Origin of the sequence: Humibacillus xanthopallidus, from assembly GCF_006716675.1 — a bacterium.
In the GTDB taxonomy this organism is placed as follows: domain Bacteria; phylum Actinomycetota; class Actinomycetes; order Actinomycetales; family Dermatophilaceae; genus Humibacillus; species Humibacillus xanthopallidus_B.
The window spans coordinates 227,240-244,665 of record NZ_VFPM01000001.1 but is presented as its reverse complement, the minus strand read 5'-3'; the positions used below and the strand labels follow the sequence as shown (position 1 = coordinate 244,665).

The window sequence follows — 17,426 nt, the reverse complement described above, 5'->3', positions numbered from 1 at the left end:
CCGCCTCGACGGGATCCGTGTGACGTTGAGGGGACGTATGGTCTGGGGTCCGAAGCAGCCCGCGGAGCTGCCGCTCGTGCTCGTCGGGCCGATGCTGCGGCGCGTCGACCCGACCTCCGTCACGGTCTTCCTCGCCCTGAAGGAAGCCCGCACCGCGACCCTCCGGGTCTACGACAGCGAGTCCGGGGGCGCGGGCTCCGGGGTCGTCGCCACCGGCTCTCGCAGCACGGTGAGCCTCGGCACCAACCTGCACGTCGTCGCCGTGACGGCCACGGCGGCCGCGCCCCTGGCGCCGGGACGCCTCTACCGCTACCAGGTCTTCTTCGGCGCCGCCGGTGGGGCTGAAGCCCCCGAGAGCGCCCCCACCCTCTTCAGTGCCGGCGTCGTCGCGCCGACAGAGGCCGCCGCCCGGGCGGCCCTCACCTTCGGCACTGCCGGTGCTCCCCGCCTGCCGAGCTTCGCCACGCCGCCCCCCACGCCGGCCACGCTGCGCCTGCTGCACGGCTCCTGCCGCAAGCCCCACGGCGGCGGGCTCGACATGCTCCCGGTCGTCGCCGACATCATCGCCCCCGCAGCCGACTCGGCCGAGCTGCGACCCCACCAGCTGCTCCTCACCGGCGACCAGATCTACGCCGACGACGTCGCAGACCCCCTCCTCGCCATCGCCGCCCACGCGATGGCGGCGCTCGGGATGCCGCGAGAGCAGCTCCCGGCGAAGAAGCGCGGCGCCCTCCTCGAGGACCGCCACGCCGAGGTCGGCATGCGCCAGCACGCCGTCCTCGAGATCGCCAAGCTGACGTGCGACGTCGGTGCGAGCCACCTGTTCAGCTTCGCCGAGTTCGTCGGGATGTACCTGCTCGTGTGGGCCGATGTCCTCTGGCCGCAGACCCTCCCCGAGTTCGGAGACGAGTTCCCCCACCTCAAGCGTGACATGGGAGAGGAGACCTACAGCAAAACCCTTGCGGGAGAGGCCTATCCGGCCATGGTGGTGCCTGAGTCAGTCAAGCGCATGCAGCGGTGGGTCGAGCAGGCCAAGCCCCTGCAGGACTTCCGTGACTCGCTGCCCGAGGTGCGTCGGGCCCTCGCCAACGTCCCCACGCTCATGATGTTCGACGACCACGAGGTCACCGACGACTGGCTGCTCTGCCGCCGCTGGTGCACCGACTCCGTCATCGCCAAGGACGCCGACACCGGGAGCCGGCTCGGCCGCCGCATCGCGGCCAACGCCATGGCTGCGTGCGCCATCTTCCAGGCATGGGGCAACACGCCGGACCGTTTCGCCGCGCAGGGCGACGCAGGCCAGAAGGGTCGCGACCTGCTCACCAAGCTCTCCGCGTGGACGGCCGGCAGCGACGACGCGAGCGTCGCAGCCGCCGAGGACATCGCCCAGCGGGTCGGCACGCCCGTCGACCTCTCGGACGCCCCGAAGGACACCGACGTGGACCCACCCCGCGAGCGGGGCAAGCTCCTCCAGCGCGCGGACACGGCGATCGACTACCACTACGAGGTGCGCTGGCCGCGCTACCAGCTCATCGTGCTCGACACCCGCACCCGTCGCGGCTTCCCCGGTGGTCCGACCGACCCGCCCGCCCTCATCGGTGACGACGTCGCCCTGCGGGCGATGCTGCACGACCTCGGCGACCCGGCTGACGACGGTGTCACCGTCGTCGTCTCTCCGGCGCCCGTCGTGGGCGTTCCGCTCATCGAGGACTTCATCCAGCCCCTCGTCGGGCGGTCGTATGCCGGCAGCGTCTTCACGGACAACGAGGCCTGGGGCCTGCAGCAGGCGGGGCTCCAGTCCTTCCTGCCGCGGCTGTGCACCGCTGCGACGGCTGCCGCCGACGGCACCCACTCGCGGCGGGTCGTGCTGCTCTCGGGCGATGTCCACTACGGCTACGCGGCACGGCTGCGCTTCTCGGCACGGGCGCCCCACACCGCACCGGGTGCGCCCGCGGCCCTCGCCTCGACGCGCGTCGAGGGGGTGGCCGCCCAGCTCGTCTCGTCGTCGCTGAAGAACGAGGAGGGCAAGACCCGCTTCCTCCACTCGACGGGCTTCGAGCCGGTGCTCGACCGCCTCCCGGAGCGCCGCATCGTCGGATGGCGGAACGAGGCCGGCGCCAGCATCCAGGTCGGCAACGAGCTCGGCCTCGGCTGGGGCGGGTCGGGCCTGCGCCCGTGGAAGGTCTCGGGGCGCCCGGCCGTCGGGGAGGTCACCGACACGAGGGTGGTCACGAGCGAGCCCGACATCCGGGCCGAGATCTCCTTCGTCAAGCACGACGAGGCGGATCCCGAGGTGCCCCCGCGCGACGTCGCCGCGCGCGACGTCTCGGCCCCGGGCGGGGACACGCAGCAGGCGCTGGCGCAGTACCTCGCCGCCGCGGGCAACCATCAGGACTACCTCGGGCCGTGGGGCTCGGGCAAGGAGATCGTCGGACGCGTCAACCTCGGCGAGATCCGCTTCCTCTGGGGCGCCGAGGACCGCAAGTCGGTCGCGCAGACCCTGTGGTGGCGCCTCGAGCGCGGCGCCGACCGGCAGACCGCCGCCCCACTGACGCGCTACGTCGTCGACCTGGCTCTCGGCTCGACACTCTTCCAGCCCCCGCGCTACGGCGGCTTCCTGCTCCAGCGGGGAGACAAGGACGCGGCAGCCGACAAGCCGCCCACCTACGGCGGCGTCGAGCGCAAGGGCTACACCGGACCGGCTCACGTCGCCACCCTCCAGCGTGACCTGCTCGAGCTGGGCTTCGCCCAGCACCGCACGGCCACAGGTGAGTTCGACCGGCTCACACAGTTCGCCGTCCGTGAGCTGCAGGTGTATGCCGCCCGCTCGAGAGTCGCGGTCGACGTCCAGCCCGTGCCCCGTCCCTCGCGCTACGTCGAGTCCCTGCGCGCCGTCGACGTGCCGACCGGCGACCGCTACCGAGGCATCGTGCACGGCTCGGTCGACCTGCCGACGGAGGCGGTCATCACGACGTGGAAGGAGCGGCGCTGGCGGTGTCCGGTCATCGTCGAGGGATGGACGACGAACGCGGCCGGCGACCGGCTCTCGCTCGCCACGATCCCCGCCACACCGACGGTGCCCAGCAGGCCGGCCGAGAACCTGTGGCGCCACGACGAGTGCCCGGTGGCGACCGCGAGCTACTTCGTGACCGACCTCTCCACCGTGCCCGCAGGCGCAGCAGCCGGTGCGCCACGGCTCCTCGCGGGCTGGGACGCCTACGCCACGGTCGAGGGCTTCGGCGGTCCCCGTCGCGACCCGCTCCGCGGCCAGCGCTCGCCCGAGCTCGAGGTGCGTCCGGAGGTGCTGCTGCCCCGGGTGGCAGACGGCGCAGCCGGGCCCAGCCTTGCCGCTCTCGTCGCCGACCGGGGGTCGTCCGACACGTCGGTGGCGACGCGGGCGGCCCAGCGCCTCTCGAGCTTCAAGGTCCTGCGCGCCGTCTCCGAGGTGCGCTCGGACGGGCAGCTCGACGCGGTCCGGGCCCACGCCGAGCCGGCGCTCGCCGTCGGGCTCGGCGGTTGGGGGTCCGGTCGCCCCGTGAGCCCCCCACAGATCGAGGGGCCGAAACCGCTGCGCGACTGGTCGGTCGCCGAGGGCGACCTGCTGCCGCTGCTCGCCTACCTGCGACGGCGCGACCCGGACACCTTCGAGGCCGTCGCCGGTCGCTTCGGGCTCTCGGCGTCGAAGGCCTGGGGCAAGGACGGCGGCGACCTGCTCGACAAGACCCACCTCGTGCTCGCGGCCCTGCCCGCCCTCACCGACCGCAGCGGCGAGGCCAAGGCGATCGACAAGGTCGCAGACCACGACTACCTCCGGTCGTGGCACTGGGTGAACCGGGTCGTCACCGCCGTCGCCGAGCAGGACGGGCTGAGGCGCTCGATGTGGCTGCTCGCCCGGCAGCGGCTGGCCGACCTGCTCAGCGCCCCGTGGGACGGGCCGCTCGGCGCGCCCACGGTGCCCGACCTGCCCGCCGGTGACAAGACCCGCCGTGCGCGGATCGGCGACCTCGTGACGAGCGAGCGCGGAGTCGCCCTGCTCCTCGCCTGGCACCAGGCCGACCCGGGGGCCGTCGTCGGGCCGGGCCCCGACACCGAGATGCCCAAGGAGGAGCGGGCCAAGCCCCGGGCCGGCGCCCGCCTCCACGCTGCCTTCGACGCCGCGAAGGCCTCCGGCGCAGCGGACTTCAGCGCGCCCACCACGGCGTGGACCGATACCCACGAGCAGGCGCTGACCGCAGCGCTGCTCGCGGGCACGACGACCGACGCCACGCTGCATACCGCCCTTGTCGCCGTGCTCGCCTGGCCCGCCTGGACACCCTCGGGCGGCACGGTCACGGCGACGAACCCGCGAGGGTTCGCCCTGCCCGTCGACGCGCTCCCGGCCGGGGAGCGCACGCTGCTGGGAGGCCGCGGCTCCTTCCGGCTCGATGTCTCCGACCTACCGAGGAGCCCGGCATGACGGACCCGCCGAGCGAGGGCAAGGACCTCGTCCACATCATCGCCGACGAGGCGGTGGCCTTCAGCGCGCCGGTCGTCGCGGCCGCGACCAACCCGTGGGCCCGCGCGCGGCTGCTCGAGGCCCTGGGCTGGGACCTCACCGCGCTGACGGGCGCGAGCGAGGAACAGCTGACGGCCTGGTTCGGGGGAGTCGAGGCGGCGCTCGGCGCCCTCGCGGCGGTCATCGCCGACCAGGGGGAGTGGGGCTTCGCGAAGGTCAAGCGGATCGCCGACGAGGCGTCGAAGGCGAGCGCCGTCGCGTCTGTGCCGCCGCTGCTCAAGGGAACCCTCCCGGCCGGGCTCTCGGCCGAGGACATGTCGGTCGACCTGCTCTCCTACCTCACCGTCAACCGGCTCCACGCGGCGTCGCCCGTCGCCTACCGCACGGCCGTCCTGCTCGGCCTCATCACCCCGGCGGCGGACCGCGCCCCGAGCATCCCGCAGCCCGACGTCGACGGCACCCCGCCGGTGCGGCTGCCGCGGCGGCGCGACACCATCCACCTCGACCGGATCATCGACCTGCTGGCCGACCCTGCTGGTCACTTCCACGACGTCTACCTGCCCAACGGGGTGACGAGCCAGGGCGACGCCGACCGCCTCGCGTCGATGGCCTTCCCGCGCGTCGCGGCCCTCCTCGGCGAGCTCGGCGTGCCCGCGCGCTACGGCATCTCCGACGACATCGTGTCGGCGCTCAGCCCGGCGGGCGTCGCCCTGTCCGGCCACATGCTCTCCATCGCCGGGACGATCCGCCTCGGCAGCAGCGTCACCCTGCCCCTCGGTGCGACGATCGCCCTGCGCTACCACCCGGGCTCGAGCGGCACGACCGGCACCCTCGGGCTCGTCGTCGTGCCGCGTGTCGGCGTCGGGCTCAGCCACGCGGTCGCGCGGTGGCGCTACGAGCTCGAGCTCGACGCCGGTGCCCCTGGCGCGATCGAGCTGAACGAGAACGGCTTCGAGCTGCACGGGTCGACGCCGTCCCTGAGTGCCCGGGCGCGGGCCTCGCGGCTGCCCGACGGGTCGGGCTTCGCCCTGCTGCTCGGCCCGGCGGACGGCACCCACCTGGCGGTCGGCTCGGCGGTGCTCGAGGCCTTCGCCGTCATGGGCACCGGCCGCGAGGACTTCGGCCTCGGGCTCGCTGCCCAGAAGGCGGAGGTCGTCGTGCGCGCCGGCGACGGCGACGCCTTCCTCAAGCGGGTGCTGCCGACCGAGGGCCTGCGCGTCGAGTTCGACCTCGGCCTCGCGTGGTCGCGGCGCGGCGGCCTCGCCATCGCCGGCGGCCTCTCGACCGCCGTCACGCTGCCCATCCACCTCGGGCTCGGCCCGTTCGAGATCGACTCCGTCTACCTCGCCCTCGACGCGGACGTCGCGACCCGCACCCTCGGGGCCACCGCGGCACTGACCGTCAAGCTCGAGATCGGCGCCCTCAAGGCCGTCGTCGAGCGCATCGGCATCACCGGAGAGCTGTCCTTCCCGCAGACGAGCGGTGGGGCCCTCGGCCCCGTCCAGCTCGTCCCGAGGTTCAAGGCGCCCGACGGCGTCGGCATGACGATCAAGGCCGGCCCGGTCAAGGGTGGCGGCTACCTCTTCGTCGACGAGTTGAAAGGGCAGTACGCCGGGGCGCTCGAGCTCGGCTTCGGCGACTTCAAGCTCGCTGCCCTGGGCCTGCTCAACACCAAGCTCCCCGACGGCTCACCGATCCTCGGCCGTGACGGCAAGGAGACGTGGTCGCTCATCGTCGTGGCGGCCGCGCAGTGGAAGCCGGTACACATCGCCTTCGGCGTGCACATCGCCGGCGCAGGTCTCGTCGTCGGGCTCCATCGCACGACCGACCTCCCCGCGCTGCGGGCGGGGGTACGCACCAAGGCGCTCGACGCCGTGCTCTTCCCGCCCGACCCCGTGGGCAACGCGCCGCAGCTGCTCTCGACCCTCGGCGCCCTCTTCCCCGTCGCGCCCGACCGACACGTGTTCGGGCTCATGGCCAAGTTCACGTGGGGGCCCGAGGCCTGGCTCAGCCTCGAGCTCGCGCTGCTGCTCGAGATCCCCGCGCCTCTGCGGCTCATCGTCCTCGGACGCGTCGCCCTCAAGCTCCCCGAGAAGTCACCCGCCGTCGAGCTGCGTCTCGACGCCGTCGGCATCCTCGACCTCGACAAGAAGGAGTTCTCGCTCGACGCGACCTTCGTCGACTCGAAGATCGCCGGGATGGAGCTCACGGGCGACATGCTCGTGCGGGCGGCCTGGGGCGACCGCTCGGTCTTCGCGTTCAGCGCCGGCGGCTTCCACCCGCGCTACACGCCGCCACCGGGCTTCCCCGAGGTGCGGCGCCTGACGCTCGCGATCTCGAAGAAGAAGAACCCGAAGATCACCCTGACGGCCTACCTCGCCGTGACGTCCAACAGCCTCCAGCTCGGGGCGCGGGTGGAGGTGCACGCCGAGGCGCTCGGCTTCAGCGTCGACGGCCATCTCGTCTTCGACGCGCTCATCCGCTGGAGCCCCTTCGGTCTCGACCTCTACCTCGAGGCCAGCGTCTCGCTCAAGCGCGGCGACCGCGTCCTCATGGCCGTCCTGCTCCAGCTCTCGCTCACGGGCCCGGAGCCGTGGGTCTTCAAGGGCAAGGCGTCCTTCAGCCTGTGGTTCATCAACGGCTCCGTGCCGGTCGAGGGCCGGTGGGGGCCGCCCGAGCCCGAGCGTGACGCGCCCATGCCGCTCGACCCGACCGGCCGCACGACGGAGGCCCTCTCGGCAGCAGGCGCCTGGTCGGTGCGCCCTCCCTCGGCCTCCTCGGTCGCGACGCTCCGCTCGGTCGAGGCCGACGGACTCCTCGTCCACCCCCTCGGCCAGGTCGGCGTGCAGCAGGCCGTCCTGCCGCTCGCGGTCTCGGTTCAGCGGCTCGGCCGGGTGCCGCTCGACCGCCCGCGGATGTACACGATCGCGGGCGCCCGTTTCGGGGCCGCGACCACGGTCGAGCCGGGGTCGCCGATCCTCGCGGCGTTCGCCCCCGGGGAGTTCTTCGACCTCACCGACGACCAGCGGTTGGGCCGGCCCGACTTCGAGATGCTCCAGTCCGGATCGTGGTTCGGCTCGCCGGGCTACTCCGTTCCCGCCGACGCCACGGCCGGGGTGTTCACGGAGGTCGCCTACGAGCGCGGCATCCTCGACGCGCCGACGCAGCCCGTCCGTTCCCTCGCCCCCGAGCCGCTCGCCCCCGAGCGCTTCGCCCGCAGCATCGAGACCGGCCCGGCAGCCGTGGCGCCGGCTCGCCGCGGCGGCGCCGCCCGCTTCGCCACCGACGTCGCCGAGGTCACCGTCCTCGAGCCGAGGTATGCCGTCTCCGGGCTCATGGCACCCGCTGACGGCTCGCGAGGGCTGCGTCCCGTGCCCGACACGTACACCGCCGTGCTCGAGCACTTCGGCGGCCCCGTCCGCGGCGAGGACCGGGTCCCCGTCGTCTCCCTGGCCGAGGCGACCCGATGAGCGGGCTGCGCTTCCTGCCGTGGGTCCGAGCCGGTCTGTCAGCCGGATTCCCTTCGACAGCAGCGTTGCCGGCCCGCGGTCACGTGACGGTGACGGTCGTCCTCGGGGCCGATGGTGCCGGCGTCACCGTGCCCCGCGAGGTGGGCACCTTCGGTCCGGGCGACGTGCTCGGCCTCGACGGCGAGCAGGTCGTGCGGCGGTTCCCCGCGCCCGACACGGACGGCGCGGAGACGACGGGCTTCGCGTGCGTCGAGCTCGACAACCCCGATGCCCCCTGGGCCTTCACGACCGGTGGCCCCGACGCCGACGGGCGGCTTCGGCCGTGGCTCGTCCTCGTCGTCGTGCCCGAGCCACCCGCGCAGGTGACGGGCAAGGCCGACCATCCGCTCCCCGTCCTCACCTGCCCGCAGAACGAGCTGCCCCCGCTTGCGGAGTCGTGGGCCTGGGCCCATGCCCAGCTCGCCGTCGCGGACACCGCCGAGGGGCCCGCTGCTGCGCTCGCGGCGACGGAGCGGTCGCTCTCGCGGATCGTCTCCCCGCGCCGTCTCGTCGCCGGCACCGACTACGTCGCAGCGCTCGTGCCCGCCTTCGAGGCGGGCCGGCTCGCCGGTCTCGGGCTGCCGCTCGGTGACCACGAGACCGGCGACCTCACCGACGCGTGGGACACAGCGTCGGCCGACGAGATCGACCTGCCCGTCTACGACTCGTGGCGCTTCCGCACCGGTGTCGGCGGTGACTTCGAGACCCTCGTGCGGCGCATCGAGCCACGGTCGGTGCCGGAGACGGTCGGCCGCCGTCCGATGTTCGTCGGGGCGGCCGACCCCGGCCTGCCCGAGGTCGCAGAGGACGCGCCGGGCGGCGTCCTCGGACTCGAGGGGGCACTGCGCGCACCGGCCTCGCGGCCGACGCCCTGGCCCGACCCCCAGCGGTCGGAGCACCGGGCCGCGATGCGGGCCTTGCTCGGCCACCCCGAGCGGCTCACCCCTCCGCTCTACGGCTCCGGACAGGCGGGCACCGTCGAGGTCCCGCCCGACGGGAGCGGCCCCGAGTGGCTGCGCGAGCTCAACCTCGACCCCCGCCACCGGGTGGCTGCGGGGCTCGGAGCCCGAGTCGTCCGGGACCACCAGGAGGAGCTCGCGGAGGCAGCGTGGACGCAGGCCGCGAGCCTGCGTGAGGCGAACGACCTGCTGCGGCGGGCACAGCTCGCGCGGGCCGTCTCGGAGCAGCTGCACCGCAGACGCCTCACCGATGAGGGTCCGGGGCGACCCCTCACGCAGGCCGAGGTCCTCGCCCTCACCGCGCCGGTCTCGCGCCTGGTGTCGGTGACCCCGCGGAGCGGGCAGAGCATCGGCTCGCTCGTCTCGGGCAACCCCGGGCTGGCCGCCGTGTCGTCGTCGGCCTTCCGGCGAGTCGCGCGGCCGCACGGGCCGGTGGCTCGACGGGCCGGTGGGGCCGCGCTCCGTGCCCCCGTCGCGGCGCTCGCGGCCACGACGATCAGCAAGGCGCCGACGCTCGACCCGCCGGCGGGCACGGTGCAGCTGCATGCCCTCGCCGAGGCCTCCGTGCCGCTCGCGCTCAAGTCCGTGACCCAGTCCTACATCGAGAAGCTCGCCCCGTGGTGGCTGCTGCAGACCGGTGCGGCCGCGCCCCCCATCGTCGAGGCGCCGACGAAGATCGTCAGCCCGCCGGGCGTCCTCGTCTTCGAGGACCGGTTCTTCGCCGCGAGCGAGGACGGCCGCGTCTTCGAGGTCCGCTTCATCGGGGGCACCTGGGTCTGGCGCGACCACGGCCGTCCGCCGGGGGGCAATGCCGCCTCCTCGGTGAGCGCCGCCGTAGGTCGCAGGGTCTACGTCGCCACGGCCGACGGCCGGCTCTGCTCCCTCTACTGGGACGGCGACCGCTGGCTGTGGCAGGACCACGGCCGCCCCGAGGGGACGTACGTCACGACGAGCGGCGCGGCGGCAGCGGGCAGCAGCGTCTTCGTGACGTGCACCAACGGCTCGATGGCCGAGCTGCGGCCGGACCTGCCGGGAACGTGGCGGTGGGTGGACCACGGCCGCATCCCGCGCTACCCGGTGGGGCCGATCTGGTGGCCGTCCCAGTCGGCGGTCGGCCGCCCCGGTGGCGTCATCAACGGCTCCGTCTTCGTCATCAGCAACCTCGGTGAGCTGTGGGAGCTGAGCCTCGTGACCAGCACCTACACATGGGTTCGCCACGGCTTCCCCGACGGCGGCCTGATCCCCGACATCGGGCCGTCGTTCCAGAGCTCCAAGCTCTTCGTCACGACCCAGAAGGGCGACCTCTGGGAGCGCTACCTCGGCTCGAGCGGCTGGCAGTGGGTGGCGCACGGCCGCCCGCCGCAGGGCGCCGTCGTCAGCCCGTCGGGCGCGCCGATGCTCGGGTCCAAGCAGTTCGTGCGGGTCTCCGACGGCGGGGTCGCCGAGCGGGTGTGGAACGGCAGCGCGTACGTCTGGGTCTACCACGGCAAGCCGCCGAGCGGAGCGAGCATCATCGCCCAGCCCGACGCCGCCGTGCAGGCCCACACGTTCTTCTGCGCCGCCTCCGACGGGCACCTGTGGGGACGCACCTACGGCGCGAACGGGTGGCAGTGGGTCGACCACGGCATCCCCAAGGACAGCGGGGGGCAGGGATCGGTCACGGCCCAGCCGCCGGCCGAGGAGCGGTGGGCACCTCGTCTCGCGATGTTCGGCTCGGCCGTCGTCGCCCACGTCGACAACCCCGGCGGCGCCAACCGGGTCTATCACCGGGTCGGTCGCGACCTCGGCTTCGACGGCACTGTCGCAGGCGGCTGGCTGCCGGCCGGCAGCCCCTATGCCGGCCCGGTCCTCGGCGCGGAGAGTCGTGGGCTCGGCATCGCCGTCGGCGACGTCACGGGCACGGGCCGTCCCGACATCGTCGTCCTCACCGTCGAGCCGGGCACGGCGGGGTGCGACGCCCGCTACTGGATCGGCACCGACCTCGACGCCAACGGCGTGCCGACCGGCTGGATCGGCCCCAAAGCGCTGCACTCGCAGCTCAACACGCTCGTCACCGAGTGCGACATCGCCCTGGCGGACCTCGACGGTGACGGTCGACCGGAGCTCGTCGTCGCGTATGCCGTCTCGGGCCCCGGCGTCGCCACCAGGCTCTACTACCGCGTCGGCTGGCGCCTCGACGCGAACGGCAACGTCAGTGACGGCTGGTCCGAGTCCAAGCCGATCCCGTGGGACGGCGTCGGAACGGTGCGGGGTCTCGGGGTCGACGTGGCCGACCTCGACGACGACGACCGGGCCGACCTCGCCCTGCTCGTCGTCGAGGACGCGGGCGGAGCGGACCGTGCGAGCGTCCGGATCGGACACGTGCTCAACCGCCGGGGCAACGTCGTCGGCTCATGGAGCGCGCCGCGACCGGTCGGTGGCCCGCCGATCGCACCGCGACACGCAGGCGCAGGGCTGTGCGTCGTCGACATCACAGGCAGCCGCAAGCCCGACCTCGTCATGCTCTTCCTCGCCGACCCCCAGTACGACAACGAGGGCCGGATCCGCATCGGCTTCGACGCGGACGAGACCGGGCAGGCGCGGGTCTGGTCGGGCGACCAGGTCGTGCCCTACTGGTTCGGCTGGGAGAACCAGGGTGCTGCGCTCACGGTCTACGACCTCGACCCCGCCCTCGTGCAGCGCCGCGCCACCATGGGCGCGGCCTTCACCGCTGCATCGGCCGCCCACCAGGCCTACCTCGCACCGGCCCAGTCGCTGGCGAAGGCCGCGCGAGAGCAGGTCGTCGACGTCGCGCAGACCGCCACCCGCCTGGTGACGGCGCTCGACCCCGCCCAGACGGTCCCGGGGGCGACGCTCGGGCGCATCGTCGTCGGAGGACGGGCCCTGCCCGAGCGGCCCCCCGGCAGCACGACGGGTGACCCCGTCGCCGACTCGCTGCGGCCGGTCGTGCGGCAGGTGGGCTTCCCGCAGCCGTCCTACGAGCTGCTGCGGCGGGTGGGCCAGGAGCACATCGTGCCGGGCGTGGAGCAGATCCCGCCCGAGACGATGACGTTGCTCCGTGCCAATCCCGCCTTCATCGAGGCCTTCCTCGTCGGGCTCAACCACGAGCTGAGCCGCGAGCTGCTGTGGCGCGAGGTGCCCGTCGACCTCCGGACGACCTGGTTCCGTCAGTTCTGGGACGTCCGTGGCACGAAGGGCGGCGCGCCCGACATCCCCCCGATCAGTGGCTGGGGCGGCCCGCTCGGCAGCCACGCCACCGGGGTGGGCGCGAGCGGCGAGGGCAACCTCGTCCTCGCCGTGCGCGGCGAGCTGCTGCGACGCTACCCCTCGACGACGGTCGCCATGCGCCCCGCGGTCTGGGCCGATGACGCGCGCAGCCGCCGGGACCTCGCCCCGCAGGACCAGGAGGTCGCGCCGATCTTCAGCGGCTGGCTCTCGCCCGACCTGCTCCTCTTCGGCTTCCCGCTGTCGGTCGCGGCAGCGCGCGGTGGGGGAAGCGCCCCGGGGTGGTTCATCGTGCTGCGCGAGCAGGCCACGGCCCTGCGGTTCGGTGTCGACGACCCGCCCGAGGACCGCACGAGGTGGGCCACGCCACCGAGTCACTGGTCCGACCTGCACTGGGCGCACCTCGTCGGGCCCGCCGCCGTCTCGACGGCGCGCTTCCTGCCCGTCGGCGCCACCTCCGTCAGCGGCCTCACTCTCGACGGAGCGACCTTCGGCCGCAACGGTGCCCACGTGGCGAGGGCCCTGCTGCAACAGCCGGTCGAGATCGCCGTCCATGCAGCGCGAATGCTCGGCCCCCTGCTCGACGGCTGGCGCATCACCGGCATCGAGCGCCGTGACGGGCACATCGTCGCCCTGCACGGTGAGCACGCCGACCCCGGCTCGGTGTGGCGCCTCACGGTCGACGAGGTCGCCGACGCAGCCGCCCACGGTGACCACTTCTACGTGCAGATCGGCTCTCGCCGCACCCCGATCGTCGTCGTCGACCGGGCCGACGGCCGCCGCTACGTGCGCACTCGTGGCGACGCCGAGGCGCCCAACAACCTGCTCGCCCTGCCGGAGGTCTCACCGCGATGACGGTCACCCCACCCGCCACCTGGTCGCTGTCCACGCGCTGGCCGGTCACCCTGCTGCCGGTCCGGCTCGAGACGCGGTTCTCCGGCAGCGCCCTCAAGGTGCGCATCTATCCCGACACCGTCCACGTCGACGCCCACGAGGTCGACCTGACCTCCGACGAGATCCTGCGCGGCCGTGACTACTGGACGGCGATGTGGCGCGCCGGGGGCAACGGCCAGCGCGAGCGCGAAGCCTGGGACCGCCTGCTCGGTGATGTCGGGACGGCCGAGCGGGCCCGGTGGGTCGCCCGCGTCCTCGAGCCGGCCCCCGACGGTCGCCCGACGTCGCCGCTTCCCGTCGACGCGCCCGTGAGCCCGGTCTTCCCGGCTGTCGAGCCCGCCGAGGCGTGGACGAGGCCGCCGCTGGCCCGCGCCCTGCCCACCCGCTGGTGGGCGATGGCGACCCGCGACGGCAGCCCCCCGGCATACGGCATGTCGTCGGAGGTGCGTGAGGAGCTCGCGGTCGGGCCGGGGCCGGGGCAGGGTGAGGTGCCGACCGACGACGAGCTGCCTCCGGTGCCGAGCGCGCTCGACTGGCTCGTCGACTTCGACGCCGCCTGCGGGGCGGGCATGGGCCTCGTCATCGAGCCGCTCCCGGCGGCGATGCTCGAGGGCGGCATCGACCGTCTCGTCGTCGTCGGGGTGGACGAGACGGCGACCCCGCAGCAGGGCGGAGCCACCCTCGCGCAGCTGCTCGAGGCGCACGCGGCCGACGACGGCCTGGCGCTGCTCACCCCCGGCACCGCGACCAACACGACCGATGACGTGCGCTCCGGCTACGACAGCGGATCGCCGAGCGAGATGCTCGCCGCCCGGGTCACCGTGACCGATGCGGCACCCGGCCGGGGTCTCGCGGGCGACCGCCTGGCCTCGGCGCTCGGCGTGGGACTTGCCGGCGGAGCCGACGGCCCGGACCGCCTTCGCGACGTCCCCGTGCGACAGACGGCGCCCACCGCCCTCGGCCGCGCCGCGGGTGGGGGTTCTGCCGATGCGGCCCGGGCCGCCGACATGCGTCGGGCCCTGTGGCCCGGCACCCTCGGCTACGCCATGCGGCACCTGCTCGACGTGCCGACGGGCGGGGTCAGCGCCGCCGCCCAGGAGCCCGGCGTCCGGCGGCACTTCGTCGACTGGGTCTGCGCCGACGGCCCGCTGCCCGGCCTGCGCATCGGTCGCCAGCCGTATGCCGTGCTGCCCGCGCTGGCTTTCGACCGCTACGTCCGTCGTGAGGCCGGCAACCACGCCGACGGCATCTCCCTGCTCCGCGCGCTGCGCGACCACGTGTGGCGCCCGTCGCTCGACAACGTGCCGCGCATCCTCGCGCCGGAGGTCGCCCTGGCCCGCGGCTTGCCCGTCCAGGACCCCGGGGAGGTGCTGCTCGACATCCTCGCCACCGATGCCCGGCCGCGCTCCGTGGCCGCCCGCAGCCTGCTGGGCCCGGACTACGTCGCCTCCCTCTGGCGCTTCGCGAAGTTCCGGCTCGCCGACGACTGGCAGGAGCGGCTCGCCGCGGTCGCCGGGCCGCTGCTCGCCGAGCTCGGCCGGCCGGCGGCCTCGGAGGGACTGCTGGCCCGCGGGGTCTACGCCACCGACGCCTTCCCGCTCCACACCCCCTTCGTCGATGCGCCCACGACCGCGCCCGTCGCCCAGTGGCTGACGACGCTCTCGGGGCCGCTGTCGCCGACCACCCTTGCGGCACAGACCGGCCCGGGTGGTGTGAGGGTTCCGCTCCTCTACCGCCTGGCGCGGGCATCGCTGCTCGCTGAGCACTCGGCGGCCGCCGACGACGCCTCCCGGCGCTACGGCATACCGGCTGCACGCACCCGCGACGGCCAGGAGCTGCACAACATCCTGCCGGCCGACGTCGTGCCGACCTTCGCAGAGCGGCTCGCTCCGGCGGTGCCGGGATGGCCGTCGCTGGAGGCGGCCCTCACGGAGTCGTCGTCGACCTTCCCTCCGGCGACGGGCGTGCGTGACGTGCGGGCGGCGCTCGCATCGCTGCGCTCCGCGTCGGCCTCCGACCTGGAGCGACACCTGGGCGGCGTCCTGGGGCTCGCGTCCTACCGCCTCGACGCCTGGATCACGAGCTACGCGACGGAACGGCTCGCCACGATCCGGGCTGCCGAGCCGGCGGGAACGCACCTCGGGGGCTACGGGGTCCTCGTCGACCTGCTGCCCGACGGGCCGGCGCCCCAGCAGACCGAGCCCGTCGCCGACGAGCCACTCCCGCTCACGCGGACGCCCGGTGCGGGTCACGTGCTCTCGCCGTCCATCGCCCACGCGACGACAGCCGCGGTGCTGCGCAGCGGCTTCCGGGCGCGGGGCGCCGGCCCCGACAACCCACTCGCCGTGGAGCTCACCTCGCGTCGCGTGCGGTTGGCGACCGGTGTGCTGCAAGGGATCCGGGAGGGCCAGCCCTTGCCGGCTCTGCTCGGATACCTCTTCGAGCGGGCGCTGCACGAGCATCCACGCGAGTTCCTCGACCGCTTCCTCCCGCGCCTTCGCGAGCTCGCCCCGTCCGAGGCGACCGAGGTGCGGGCCGACGGCTCGCTGAGGCGCACGGAGCTGCCGGGGGGCGTCGTCGACGGACTCGCCCTGCTGCGCCGGCGACCGACGCTCCCCTGGGGCGACGGGCTCCCGGCGGCGAGTGCCACCGATGCGGACCACGTCGCCCTTGACGAGGTGCTCGACGTGCTCGAGGACGCCGTCGACGCCGTGCACGACGCCCTGCTCGCAGAGAGCGTGCACCACGCCCTCCAGGGCAACATGGCGCGCGCGGCCGCCAGCCTCGACACCGTCTCGCGAGGCGTCGTGCCGCCACCGGCAGAGCTCGACGTCGCCGCGACCCCGACGTCGGGGCTCGTCGTCCGCCACCGCCTGCTCGTCCTCTCGAACGGCCAATCCGCCTCTCGCGCAGAGTTTCCCGCCAACCCGGCCACGACGTCGCTGCGTGCCATGGCCAGTCCGGAGCTCGACGCCATCGCGTCGGCGCTCCTGCCGAGCACGGGACGTGTCTTCGTGCGGCTCGTGTGGACCTCGCCGGAGGGGGTGACGCACGTCCAGGCGCGCCAGCTCTCGGCCCTGTTCCTCGCCGCGATCGACTGCGTCATGATGCCGCCGCGCGGCCCGGAGCCGTCGGGCGGCGAGCTCGAGCAGCGCATCGCGCTCGACGCGTGGACGGTGGCGCCCTCCGACGTGACGCCGGAGTGGAGCCTGCGCCTCGACTTCGGGCGGGACCCGGCCTGGCCGGCTGACCGTCTCGGTGTGGGCGAGTTCCTCACGGCAGTCGCCGGGGTCCGCGCCCTCCTGCTGCAGTCGCGGCCGGTCGTCGCCTCGGACCTCGAGCCGGGCGCCCCGACCGACGGTCTCGTCGACCACCAGCACATCCTCAACCGCGCCGAAGCCGTCACGGTCGCCCTCACGGCGGCGGCCCACGACCTCGAGACCGGCGACGAGTCCACCCGCCGCGCAGCCCTGCTCGTCGCCGCAGGTGTCGGGATCATCGGCGCTGTCCCGCCGCCACGGCTGGCGCGACATGCCGAGGCCGTCGTCGAGGCCGCCGCACGCACCCGCAAGGCGCTGCTCGAGCGTCTGGCGGCGGCCGCGGCGGTGCTCGCCGGAGAGGCCACCGCCGACCGCCAGCGGCGACGGCTCGCTGCCCTCGTCGGCGAGGACCTGCCGGTGCTGCCACGCGTGTCGCACCCGGAACAGCCCGACCTCGCCGCCTCGCTCGCCGCGAGCACCGCCCTGCAGGGCGGCGACCCCTGGGCCTCGAGTGCGTGGCTGGCCCGGGCCGCCCGAGTGCGCGAGGGTGCCGACCGCCTCCAGACCGCGCTCATCGGTGCCGACGCGCTCGAGGCCCCTGCCGCGACCCTGGTGAGCCCGACCCTGCGGGTGGCCCAGCTGCCCCACGTCCCCGGCGACCTGTGGCGGGCCCTGCCCCGCTCGGCCGACACCCCGGGGGAGGGGCTGGCGGGCTTCGTCGTGGCCGCACCGATGGGTCTCGATCCCCTCGCACCGGTGTGCGGTCTGCTCGTCGACGAGTGGACCGAGACGGTGCCGGACGAGCGCCGCACGGCCGCGGTCGCCTTCGAGTACGACGCCCCCGGCTCGGCCCCACCGCAGTCCCTCCTCGTCGCCGTGCCCCCCGACGCGTCGCCCACGTGGACCCCTGCGGTGCTCTTCGACACGGTGTCGGAGACGATCGACCTCGCCCGGCTGCGCATGGTCGACCCGGCCGCGCTCGACCGCATCGGCCAGTTCCTCCCCGGCCTCTACTTCCCGGTCAACGTCGCACGTGCCGTGCCGACGACCGACTTCACCCCCGACGCAGCACCGGTCTAGGAGC

Annotated in this window: 4 protein-coding genes; all 4 read left to right on the top strand. The window is 74.3% G+C overall.

From position 1 onward, the window contains the following. Nucleotides 1-37 precede the first annotated feature (37 nt). The 4 genes from FBY41_RS01010 to FBY41_RS00995 are packed head-to-tail and all read left to right on the top strand — an operon-like array spanning nucleotide 38 to nucleotide 17,422. On the top strand, nucleotides 38-4,456 hold the full coding sequence (locus tag FBY41_RS01010; RefSeq protein ID WP_141841573.1) for a hypothetical protein: 4,419 nt from the start codon (nucleotides 38-40) through the stop codon (nucleotides 4,454-4,456). Continuing rightward, nucleotides 4,453-7,965 (top strand): DUF6603 domain-containing protein, encoded by a 3,513-nt coding sequence (locus tag FBY41_RS01005; protein WP_141841572.1) that lies wholly within the window; start codon nucleotides 4,453-4,455, stop codon nucleotides 7,963-7,965. The genes FBY41_RS01010 and FBY41_RS01005 overlap by 4 nt, the downstream gene beginning before the upstream one ends. Beyond that, the gene (locus tag FBY41_RS01000) at nucleotides 7,962-13,043 is read left to right on the top strand and encodes a DUF3892 domain-containing protein (RefSeq protein ID WP_141841571.1); all 5,082 of its coding nucleotides are present in this window, start codon (nucleotides 7,962-7,964) and stop codon (nucleotides 13,041-13,043) included. The genes FBY41_RS01005 and FBY41_RS01000 overlap by 4 nt, the downstream gene beginning before the upstream one ends. Continuing rightward, nucleotides 13,040-17,422, top strand: coding sequence for a hypothetical protein (locus FBY41_RS00995; RefSeq protein WP_141841570.1), 4,383 nt, complete (start codon nucleotides 13,040-13,042; stop codon nucleotides 17,420-17,422). Before FBY41_RS01000 ends, FBY41_RS00995 begins: the two co-directional genes overlap by 4 nt. Nucleotides 17,423-17,426: the final 4 nt, after the last annotated feature.